Annotated in this window: 9 protein-coding genes and 1 pseudogene; 8 read left to right on the top strand and 2 right to left on the bottom strand. The window is 75.0% G+C overall.

What is annotated here, in order from left to right; genetic code table 11:
* From DLJ47_RS36735 to DLJ47_RS08825, 7 genes and pseudogenes are all read left to right on the top strand, one after another.
* Positions 1-402 (top strand): annotated as a pseudogene (locus DLJ47_RS36735) (hypothetical protein); the annotation flags it as partial.
* A complete protein-coding gene (locus tag DLJ47_RS08850; RefSeq protein ID WP_199235760.1) occupies positions 399-824 on the top strand; it encodes a roadblock/LC7 domain-containing protein in 426 nt (141 codons plus the stop codon). The pseudogene DLJ47_RS36735 and the gene DLJ47_RS08850, both read left to right, overlap by 4 nt.
* Positions 814-1,203, top strand: coding sequence for a DUF742 domain-containing protein (locus DLJ47_RS08845; RefSeq protein WP_109899572.1), 390 nt, complete (start codon positions 814-816; stop codon positions 1,201-1,203). The genes DLJ47_RS08850 and DLJ47_RS08845 overlap by 11 nt, the downstream gene beginning before the upstream one ends.
* Complete coding sequence (locus DLJ47_RS08840; protein WP_088992244.1) at positions 1,184-1,780, top strand: GTP-binding protein; 597 nt, start codon at positions 1,184-1,186, stop codon at positions 1,778-1,780. Before DLJ47_RS08845 ends, DLJ47_RS08840 begins: the two co-directional genes overlap by 20 nt.
* A gap of 169 nt (positions 1,781-1,949) precedes the next feature.
* Positions 1,950-2,987 carry a lactonase family protein gene (locus DLJ47_RS08835; RefSeq protein ID WP_109899571.1) on the top strand — a complete coding sequence of 346 codons (1,038 nt, stop codon included), beginning with the start codon at positions 1,950-1,952 and terminating at the stop codon, positions 2,985-2,987.
* A gap of 143 nt (positions 2,988-3,130) precedes the next feature.
* Complete coding sequence (locus DLJ47_RS08830) at positions 3,131-4,891, top strand: VWA domain-containing protein (protein ID WP_109899575.1); 1,761 nt, start codon at positions 3,131-3,133, stop codon at positions 4,889-4,891.
* A gap of 221 nt (positions 4,892-5,112) precedes the next feature.
* A complete protein-coding gene (locus tag DLJ47_RS08825; protein WP_109899570.1) occupies positions 5,113-6,597 on the top strand; it encodes a sugar transferase in 1,485 nt (494 codons plus the stop codon).
* A gap of 15 nt (positions 6,598-6,612) precedes the next feature.
* Here the strand turns inward: DLJ47_RS08825 and DLJ47_RS08820 are convergent, their stop codons facing one another.
* Entirely contained in the window at positions 6,613-7,743 is a 1,131-nt protein-coding gene (locus tag DLJ47_RS08820) for a PP2C family protein-serine/threonine phosphatase (protein ID WP_109899569.1), read from the bottom strand.
* A gap of 96 nt (positions 7,744-7,839) precedes the next feature.
* On the opposite strand from DLJ47_RS08820, the gene DLJ47_RS08815 reads away from it, so the two are divergent.
* Positions 7,840-8,367 carry a MarR family winged helix-turn-helix transcriptional regulator gene (locus DLJ47_RS08815; protein WP_088992248.1) on the top strand — a complete coding sequence of 176 codons (528 nt, stop codon included), beginning with the start codon at positions 7,840-7,842 and terminating at the stop codon, positions 8,365-8,367.
* A 182-nt stretch (positions 8,368-8,549) separates the two neighbouring features.
* Here the strand turns inward: DLJ47_RS08815 and DLJ47_RS08810 are convergent, their stop codons facing one another.
* Positions 8,550-10,187 carry a PP2C family protein-serine/threonine phosphatase gene (locus DLJ47_RS08810; protein ID WP_199235759.1) on the bottom strand — a complete coding sequence of 546 codons (1,638 nt, stop codon included), beginning with the start codon at positions 10,185-10,187 and terminating at the stop codon, positions 8,550-8,552.
* Between the last annotated feature and the right edge of the window lie 69 nt (positions 10,188-10,256).

The raw sequence follows: 10,256 nt of genomic DNA, 5'->3' as shown, positions 1-10,256 counted from the left end.
GTCCACGGCCGGCTGCCGCAACCGGTGGTCGAGGCGCCGCGGTCGCGGACCCCGGAGGAGGCGCGCCGGTTCATGTCGGCGCTGCAGGCCGGCACCGCCCGGGGCCGCCGGGCGGCTGCCGAGGGCGCCGACCCGATTCATGAGGCACGCCAGACCGCCCCCGCACCCACCGGCGCCGCCGCCGAACCCACCGGTCCGGCCGAAGCCGCGTCTCCTGCCGGTCCCGCCGCTTCCACCGGGCCGGTCGGCGGCGAGGCGCCGGTGGTTGCCCCGGGCACCGCTGACTCCGCCGACGGCGCCGCGGCGGCGGGTGCCGCGGCGGGTCGGCCGGTCGACGACGACCGCACGGCCGTCCTGCCGGCGGCCACCGAATCCCTGACCGTGACTGAGAGGGACGCCTGATGCTGCAGCCGACGAGGCAGAGTGCCGATCTCGACTGGTTGCTCGACGAGTTGGTGGACCGGCTGCCAGCCGCCCGCGAGGCGGTGGTGCTGTCGGCCGACGGGCTCCTGCTCGGCGCGTCCGCCGGGCTGGACCGGGCGGACGCGGAGCACCTGTGCGCGCTCGCCTCCGGTCTGTCCAGCCTGGCCCGGGGGGCGAGCCGGCACGTCGCGGGCGGACCGGTCCGGCAGACCGTGGTGGAGATGGAGTCGGCGTACCTGCTCGTCACGGCGGCCGGGCAGGGGGCCTGCCTGGCCGTGGTCAGCGAGGCCGACGCCGACATCGGCCTGGTGGCGTACGAGATGGCGATGCTGGTGACCCGGGTGGGGGAGAACCTGACCGCCCCGGCCCGGTCGGCGGCGGGAGCGGCCGATGCGGACTGAGTCGCCCGGGCCGCAGCACGAGTGGCTGGACGGCGACGCCGGCCCCGTGGTGCGGCCCTACACGCTCACCGGGGGGCGGGTCCGGTCGGCCGTCGACGGCTTCGACCTGGTCGCGTTCGTGCTGGCCGAGCCCGGCGCCGACCTGGCCGCCCATCCGGAGCTGCAACCGGAGCACCGCCGACTGGTCGAGCTGGCCGGCCGGCCGGTCCCGGTGGCCGAGCTGGCGGCCGACCTCGATCTCGCGGTCGGCGTGGTCCGGGTGCTGCTCGGTGACCTGCTGGCCCGGGGCGTGGTCGCCGTGCACCAGCCGCCGCGCACCACGTACCTGCCCGACAACGACATCCTCAAGGCGGTGGTCAGTGGACTCCGTGCGCTATGACGGTGAGCGGGCCCGGATCCCGCTCGCCCTGAAGATCCTCATCGCCGGGGGCTTCGGCGCCGGCAAGACGACGCTGGTCAGCGCGCTGAGCGAGGTCCGGCCGCTGCAGACCGAGGAGGTGCTGACCGGGGCCGGGGTCGGCACCGACGACCTGTCCGGGGTGGAGACCAAGTCGACCACCACGGTGGCGATGGACTTCGGTCGGATCACCATCAACGAGGACCTGCAGGTCTACCTCTTCGGCACCCCCGGCCAGGACCGCTTCTGGTTCCTCTGGGACGAGCTGGCCTTCGGTGCGCTCGGCGCGGTGGTGCTCGCCGACACCCGGCGACTGGCCGACTGCTTTCCGTCGATCGACTACTTCGAGCAGCGGGGCATCCCGTTCGTGGTCGGGGTGAACTGCTTCGACGGCGGACGCCGGTTCAGCCTGGAGACCGTACGCCAGGCCCTCGACCTGGACCCCGAGGTGCCGTTGGTGCTCTGCGACGCCCGGGACCGGCAGTCCGGCAAGCTGGTGCTGATCGAGCTGGTCGAGCACGTGGCCCGGCAGCGCGGCGAGCCGGTGCCGGCGGCCTGACCACGCGAGCGCGGCGCTCCGGCGGCCCTCGGCGGCCCCGGCGACCCCGGCGATGCGGGAGCGACCGGACGGGTCGGCCGGGAATCGGTGCGGCGAATCGCGGCTAACGGTCGGGCATTGCGGGAACCCTCTGATTGGATCGACGCAGGAGCGGGCGGAGGGTGGACTGGTGACAGGTCAGGGCACGATCGTCCACGTCGGCGGCTACACGGAGCACAGCGGCGGCCGGGCCACGGGCATCGTGGCGGCCCGGCGGGATCCGGACTCCGGCGAACTCACCCCGCTGGGCACGGTCGCGGTCACCCCGTCGCCGTCGTTCCTCGCCCGGCACCCCGCCCTGCCGGTGCTCTACGCCGTCAACGAGCTCTCCACCGGTGAGGTCAGCGCCTGGCGGGTCGCGCCGGACGGCGGGCTCACCCCGCTCGGTGTCCAGCTCAGCGGCGGTGTCGAGCCCTGCCACCTGGCGGTCGCCCCGGACGGGCGGCACCTGTTCGTGGCCAACTACGGCGACGGCAGCGTGGCGGTGCTCCCGCTCGACCCGCAGGGGGTGCCCGGCGAGCGCACCGACCTGGTGCAGCACGAGGGGCACGGCGCCGACCCCCGGCGTCAGGACCGGGCGCACGCCCACATGGTCTCGCCGGACCCGGGGCGCGGGCCGCTGCTCGCGGTCGACCTGGGCACCGACTCGGTCTACCGGTACGACCTGGACGTCGCCACCGGACGGCTGGTGCCCCGGGCGCCCCGGGTGCGTACCCGTGCCGGGACCGGCCCCCGGCACCTGGCCCGGCACCCGGACGGCGGGCGCTGCTACCTGGCCGGCGAGCTGGACGCCTCGGTCACCGCGTACGAGCTGACCGCCGACGGCACGCTGCACCAGCGGGGTCGGGTCGAGGCCAGCGAACGGACCGGGCACGTGCAGCCGTCCGAGATCGCGGTCGGGCCGGACGGGCGCTTCCTGTACGTGGCCAACCGCGGGGTGGGCACCGTCTCGGTCTTCGCCCTCGCCGGCCAGCTGCCGGAGCTGGTCGCCGAGGTGGACACCGGTGGGGAGTGGCCGCGGCACTTCGCGCTGATCGGGGCGCATCTCTACGTGGCCGACGAGCGGGCCGACATGGTCCGGGTGTTCCGGGTCGATCCGGCCACCGGCGTACCGGCCCCGGTGGGCGAGCCGGTGCCGCTGCCGAGCCCCACCTGCGTGCTGCCCTGAGCTAGCCGGGAAGCCTTGTTCGGCAACGCCTTGAGGCTGACCAATCACTCAGCGTCGGGAAACGGTGATCAACTGTATCTCCTCCGTAACTTTCGTCCGAACGGTTATGGCAGTCACCCCTTCGGATACGCAAGATGGTCTGCGTGTCAGCAGGCCGCCATCGCATGCGTTCGAATCTCAACGGAGCCGCCGCCGCAGCAGCGGTCGGCGTTCTCGTCGTCTCCGCGGGGGGCTGGTTCGGCTATCAGCAGCTCTCCGGGCCGGACTGCTCGGGCAAGGTCGAGCTCTCCGTCGCGGTGGCCACGGAGCTCGCGCCCGCCGTCAGCGGAGCCGCCGACCAGTGGGTCAAGGACGGCGCGGCGGTCGGCGGCACCTGCATCGCGGTGACGGTGACGGCCTCCGACCCGGTCGAGGTGGCCGCCACGGTGGCCGCCAAGCACGGCGCCGTGCTGGCCGGCGTCGGCCAGGCCAGCGGCACGGCGGTCAGCCCGGACGTCTGGATCCCGGATTCGTCCACCTGGTTGGCCCGGCTCAAGGACGGCGGCGCGACCGCGTTCGACCCGGCCAACGGGGCGTCCATCGCGCGCAGCCCGGTGGTCGTGGCGGTGCCCGAGCCGATCGCCACCTCCCGGCTCGGCTGGCCGGACAAGAAGCTGACCTGGAACAACCTGCTCGGTCAGCTGAAGAGCGACAAGCCGCTGAACACCGGGATCGTCGAGCCGACCACGGACGCGGCCGGGCTCTCCGGGCTGCTGTCGCTGACCGCCGCCGCTGCGGCCGCCGGCGGACCGGAGGCGCAGAAGGACACCGTCGGGGCGCTGCGCGCGCTGGCCAACAGTCGCTCGAAGCTGCGCCAGGACCTGCTGGCCCGGTTCCCGACCTCGCCGGATCCCACGACGATCGCCAGTGGCCTCGGCGCCGCGCCGCTCTCCGAAGAGGACGTGATCGCCTACAACAAGAAGAAGCCGCCGGTCCCGCTGGCCGCGCTCTACCTGGAGCCGGCACCGATGCCGCTGGACTACCCGTACGCGGTGCTGCCCGGTATCGAGCCGGCCAAGGCGTCAGCGGCCCGGGTGCTCTTCGAGGTGCTCACCCAGTCGACGTTCCGCAACCGGCTGGCGACGCAGTCGCTGCGCTCGCCGGACGGCAACTGGGGCGCGGGCTTCGAGGCGCCGGTGGGCGCGCCGAGCCCGGCGGGGGGCGCGCCGGCGCCCCCGACCGCGGGCGGCACCGCCGCCGGCGGGCTGGACGCCGCCGCGATCGGCAGCGCGGTCTCCAGTTGGGCGATCGCCACCCAGTCCGGCCGGATGCTGGCCGTCATCGACGTCTCCGGCTCGATGAAGGCCGAGGTGCCCACCGCCAACAACGCCACCCGGCAGCAGGTCACCGTCGAGGCGGCCCGCCGCGGTCTGACCCTCTTCGACGACTCCTGGTCGATCGGGCTCTGGACCTTCTCCACCAACCTCGACAACAGCCGCGACTACCGGCAACTGGTCCCCATCGGCCGGCTCTCCAGCAGGCGTGGCCAGCTGGAGCAGGCGCTCGGCGGCATCCGGTCCTCCAGCGGTGACACCGGCCTCTACGACACCATGCTCGCCGCCTACAAGAACGTTCAGGAGGGCTGGGAGGCGGGCCGGGTCAACTCCATCGTCCTCTTCACCGACGGCAAGAACGAGGACGCCAACGGCATCTCCCAGCAGAAGCTGCTCTCCGAGCTCAACAAGATCAAGGACCCGGAGCGGCCGATCCAGGTCGTGATCATCGGTATCGGCGACAAGGTCAGCAAGGCCGAGCTGGAGTCGATCACCAAGGTCACCGGCGGCGGCGCCTTCGTCACCGAGGATCCGACCAAGATCGGCGAGATCTTCCTCAAGGCGATCGCGTTGCGCAAGGCGCCCGCCTGAGCCTTCGGACAGCCTGAAAAGGGCCCGTCGTACCGCTGCATCCGGTACGCCGGGCCCTTTCCGCATCCCGGCCCGGTCGGGAAAAGTGACGGCAATACGTCCGAAGCAATCGGCCACCACAGTTGTCGGGGCAGGATGTCGTTCGTGCTCCCGCACCGCCGGTCCCGCGATCCGGGCCGGCCGCCACCCGGGGGCCGCCGGCGACCAATGTGGGAGGTTCGGTGACCTCGGCGACGCTGTTGACCCCCGCGCGGACGTCGGCGCGCCCGGACGGGTCGCCGTCCGGCCTGGTGGCCCGCGCCGACGAACGGGCCTACGTCCGCGTGCTGGTGGTGCTGGACGCCAGCATCCTGACGGTCGCCGTGCTGATCGGCTACGTCGCCCGGTTCGGCGAGGACGTCCCGACCGGCTCCCGGATCCCGTACGTGCTGGTGGCGCCCGGGGTGGTGCTCGCCTGGCTGGTCTCGCTCAAGGCGCTCGGCTGCTACGACGACCGGGTGCTCGGCTACGGGGCGGACGAGTACCGCCGGGTCAGCGCGGCCAGCCTGCGCCTGGCCGGCGGGGTCGCGATCGCCGGCTACGTCGCCGACGTCGGCATCTCCCGGGGCTTCCTGGCCGTCTCCTTCGCCGTCGGCACCCTCGGGCTGGAGGTGGCCCGGTTCGCCGCCCGCAAGCGGCTGCACCGGGCCCGGTCCCGGGGCGCCGGCTGGTCGCGCAGGGTGCTGGTGGTCGGCGACACCGCGCACGTGCTGGAACTGGTGCACACGCTGCGCCGCGAGCCGTACGCCGGCTACCACGTGGTCGGCGCGTGCATCCCGGACGCGCTGCTGGCCCCGGTCGCGCAGCGGCTGGGCGACGTGCCGGTGGTCGGCTCCTTCCGGGGCATCCCGGAGGCGGCCACCGCGATCGGCGCGGACACCGTCGCCGTCACCGCCTCCGGCGAGCTGACCGCGACCCGGCTGCGCCGGCTGGGGTGGCAACTGGAGGGCACCGGCATCGACCTGGTGGTCGCCCCGGCGCTGACCGACGTGGCCGGCCCGCGCATCCACACCCGGCCGGTGGCCGGGCTGCCGCTGATCCACGTCGAGGCGCCCGAGTTCCGGGGCGTCCGGAAGCTGGTCAAGGGCCTCGTCGACCGGTCCGCCGCCGCGCTGGCCGTGGCGCTGCTGCTGCCGCTGCTGGCGCTGATCGCGCTGGCCATCCGGCTGGACAGCCGGGGGCCGGCGCTGTTCCGGCAGGTCCGGGTCGGCCAGGGCGGCCGCGAGTTCGGGGTGTTCAAGTTCCGCACCATGGTGGTGAACGCGGACGCCCTGCTGGCCGAGTTGACCGCCCGGAACGAGACCGACGGTCTGATGTTCAAGATGCGTGACGATCCCCGGGTCACCCGGATCGGCCGGCTGCTGCGGAAGTGGTCCCTGGACGAGCTGCCACAGCTGGTCAACGTCCTGCTCGGGCAGATGAGCCTGGTCGGCCCCCGACCGCCGCTGCCCGCCGAGGTGGCCCGCTATGAGGGCGACGTGGCCCGCCGGCTGCTGGTCAAGCCGGGCATGACCGGGCTCTGGCAGGTCAGCGGCCGGTCCGACCTGAGCTGGGAGGACGGCATCCGGCTGGACCTCTACTACGTGGAGAACTGGTCGCTCGCCGCCGACCTGACCATCCTGTGGAAGACGTTCGGCGCGGTGCTGCGCAGCCGGGGGGCGTACTGACCGCCGGGACCGGGGTCACGGCTGCGGGCCGGTCCAGTCCAGGCAGACCACCACGGCGTCGTCCACCAGGTCGCCGGCGACGAACGCGCGCAGGTCGCCGATCAGCGAGCGGACGGCGTCCAGCGGCTCCATCCGGCCGGTCCGGCGCAGAAACCGGTCCAGCGCGGTCTCGCCGTACCGGACGTTCTGCCCGGTGGCGTCGATCACCCCGTCGCTGACCACGAAGAGCCGGTCGCCGCGGCGCAGCTCGAGGTGCTGCTCCCGGTAGTCGGTCGCCTCGAACATGCCGAGCGGGAACTGCTCCTCCAGCGGCTGCTCGGTCACCTCACCCTCGCGGAGCAGCACCAGCCGGGGCGAGCCGGCGTCGACCACGGTCAGCAACCCGGTACGCAGCTCCAGCTGCATCAGCAGGGCGGCCAGGTGCTGGCTGCCCCGGTGCACGTCGTAGACGGCCTGGTCGGCCAGGGCGGCCTGGTCGGCCAGGCTCAGCCCGGCCCGCCGGGCGTTGCGCAGCGCGTAAGTGGCGAGCGTGGTGAGCATCGCCGCCTCGATGCCCTCGCCGGAGCCGTTGATGGTGGACAGCCAGAGCCGGTCGCCGTCGTCGGCCCAGTCGAAGCTGTCCCCGCGCACCGCGTACGCCGGCTCCAGCTGACCGGCCAGCCGGAACGCGGGGCGGGTGCGGCTGCGCCCGGGCAGCATCTCCCACTGCATCTCGGCGGCGAGGGTGAGTCGCCGACTGCGTCGGGCGGTCCGGTAGACGTCCGTGCCGGCGGAGACGGCCGCCAACTCGTGGGCCAGCGCGGTGGCGATCTCGGCCAGCCCGTCCAGCGCCGCCGGGTCGTCCGGCACCGGGGTGACCCGGAGCACCCCGCGCCGTTCCCCGCGCATGGAGACCGGCAGGTAGCCCACCTGCTCGGCGACGATCGGCGCCTGGTGGTCGAAGCAGCGCCAGGCCGGATGCCCCGGCGAGGTGACCGCCTCGCCGTCGTGCAGCGGCAGCAGCGCGGAGAGCCGGTAGTCGACCTGGAACAGCTCGGTGCCGGTCACGCCGTACGACCCGGCGAGCACGGCGGCGACCCGGTCCACCAGCAGGTCGGCCGGGGACTCGATGAGCGCGCGCCGGGCCTGGTCGACGGTTTCGCTCATCGTCGCTCCAATCACAAGCCCAAAGACCAGCAGAGGCGGAGTAGTCTCGGGCCCACCATGGCGGAACTGCACGGTCCACCGGGACCCGACACGAGTATGGCTGCCGAACTGGACGCGGCGGCGGGTGCCCTGCTGACCGTATGGGAGGCGGCGCGGGAACGCACGACCAGCCGGATCTCCGGTGCCCAGTTGCGCGCCGTGATGGTGGTCGAGCAGCAGGACGGGATCAACCTGCGCCGGCTGGCCACCGGTCTGGACATGCTGCTCTCCTCGGCGAGCCGGCTCTGCGACCGGCTGGTCGCCGCCGGGCTGCTGGAGCGCGAACCCGGCCGGTTCGACCGCCGGGAGATCTCGCTGCACCTCACCCCGGAGGCCCGCCGGCTCCTCGCCGAGCTGCGGGACGACCGCCGCCAGCAACTCGCCGCGATCCTGGCCGACATGACCCCCGCCGGCCGGCAGGCGCTGCTGGACGGGATGCGGGAGTTCGACGAGGCGGCCCGCCGGCGGGAGGTCCGCTCCGTCGAGCCGGTCGGCCCCTGGTCGCCCGAGGCCGCCGCGGCGGAGCGCTCGCTCGGGGTGCCGCCCGAGTGGCCGGGCGACCAGTCGGTGGCCCGCACCGCCTGACCGGCTGGCCGCCGCCGGCGCCCGCTGCCCCCGGCCGCCGCGGTACCGGTCCGCCGGCTCACCGGCCGGCCGGCTCCCGCTACCCGCCGACCGGCCCCGCTACCCGCCGACCGGCCCCGCTACCCGCCGACCGGCCCCGCTACCCGCCGCCGGGCCCCATCCCGGCGGGCCCGTCCCGGGGATCAGCCTTCGGCCGCCGCTACGGCGAGCATGGCGATGTCGTCCTGGCTCTGCCCGGCCAGCCAGTCGTCGACCAGCCGGAGCAGCCGGTCGACCAGCGCCGTCGGGGGCAGGCCGGCGGCTTCGCCGAGCGCCTGGCGCAACCGCCGCTCGCCGAACAGTTCGGCGCCCGCCGGCCCGCCGCGGGCCCCGGTCACCCCGTCGGTGTAGGCGAGCAACAGCTCACCCGGGGCGAGCCGGACCTCGGCTTCGGCGAACCGGGCCGCCGTCAGCGCGCCCAGCGGCATCCCGCCGACCCGGACCCGGCCGACCGTGCCGTCGGCCCGCACCACCAGCGGGTCCGGGTGCCCGCCACCGGCCACCCGGAGCCGGACGTCCCCGTCGGGCTCGGCCGCCACGCTGCCGAGCAGCAGGGTGGTGAACTGGCTGCGCGGGGTGGGCTGCGGCGTGTCCAGCAGCGCACGGTCGAGCAGCCGGATCAGCTCCAGCGGCCGCCGCTCGACCAGCCGCAGCGTCTGCAGCGACTGGCGGACCCGCCCGGTGAGCACGGCCGCGCCGACGCCCCGGCCGCAGACGTCGCCGAGGGCGAACAACGCGCCCTGCCCGACCCGGGAGACGTCGTAGAAGTCACCGCCGATGCGCAGCCGGTCGCCGGCCGCACGGTAGCCGCCGGCGAGGGCGACACCGGGCACCGTGGGCAGCTGGGGCGGGAGCAGGCTCTGTTCCAGCACCAGGGCCAGGTAGGCCTGTTCGCCGTAGAGCTCGGCGGCGCCGACGGCGGCCCCGGCCCGGGCCGCGTACTCCCGGGCCAGCTCGGCGTCCCGCCGGTCGAAACCGTCCCGGCCGGCGCGGCGGAGCAGGACCAGGGCGTTGGCCGGGCGACCCGTGCCGGGCATCGGGCAGACCAGCACCGGGCCGGGTCGGGCGAACTCGGGCGGAAGCACGGCGGCGAGCGCGGCCGGCTCGGCGTCCCGCCACGGGTCCGGGTCGGCGTCACCGCGCAGCGCTGCGCTCAGGCCCGGCAGCCCCGCCGGCACCGGGCCTTCGGTGGGCGCCGGGTCGCCGTCGGCGTACCGGATCCAGCGCGGCCGTTGGTCGGCCGGTAAGGGCGGCCGGTACAGCACCAGGGCCAGGTCGGCCAGGTAGGGCACGGGCAGGGTGGCGGCGGTGTGCAGCGTCCGGTCGCGGTGCAGGGACAGCCCGAGACGGCTGCCGGCCTGGGCCAGGAAACCGGTCCGGGTGCGCTCGGCGCGCAGCGCGTCGACGCGTGCCGACTCCTCGGTGACGTCCCGCACGTACCAGGCGTACCGGCCGCCGGTGAGGGCGCGCCGGGTGCCGCGCAGCCGCCGCCCGTGGTGCGTGGCGTCGAAGCCGTCCGTCCCGCTCCGGGCCGCCGCGGCCAGCGCCGGCACCGCGCAGCGGGTCAGGTCGGTACCGGGGGTGGCCTCGGGCAGCAGGTCGGCGGCGAGCGCGTTGGCCAGCGTGACCACCTGGTCGGCGCCGGTGGTCAGCACCGCCTCGGCCAGCCCGTCGAGCAGCTCACGGGCGAGTCGGGGGTCGGCCGGGAGCCGGCCGCCGCGGCGGCCCCCGGCGGCGGGGGGTGGCGCCCCGGCGCCGCCGTCCGGTCGAGTCGTGGTCACCGCCGGTCGCCGGGCGCTCCGGCCTGTCGACCTGTGGTCATGCTGGTCGAGCACTCCTCGGCTGGGGGT

It is taken from the genome of Micromonospora sp. S4605 (assembly GCF_003176715.1).
GTDB lineage: Bacteria > Actinomycetota > Actinomycetes > Mycobacteriales > Micromonosporaceae > Micromonospora > Micromonospora echinaurantiaca.
This window is presented reverse-complemented; position numbering and strand designations above follow the sequence as displayed.

What these genes read in the sequence shown, in the direction of transcription:
- DLJ47_RS08815 (WP_088992248.1), top strand. Translation starts at nt 7,840, where the DNA reads ATGGCTGCCGAACTGGACGCGGCGGCGGGTGCCCTGCTGACCGTATGG.
- DLJ47_RS08845 (WP_109899572.1), top strand. Translation starts at nt 814, where the DNA reads ATGCGGACTGAGTCGCCCGGGCCGCAGCACGAGTGGCTGGACGGCGAC.
- DLJ47_RS08820 (WP_109899569.1), bottom strand. Translation starts at nt 7,743, where the DNA reads ATGAGCGAAACCGTCGACCAGGCCCGGCGCGCGCTCATCGAGTCCCCG.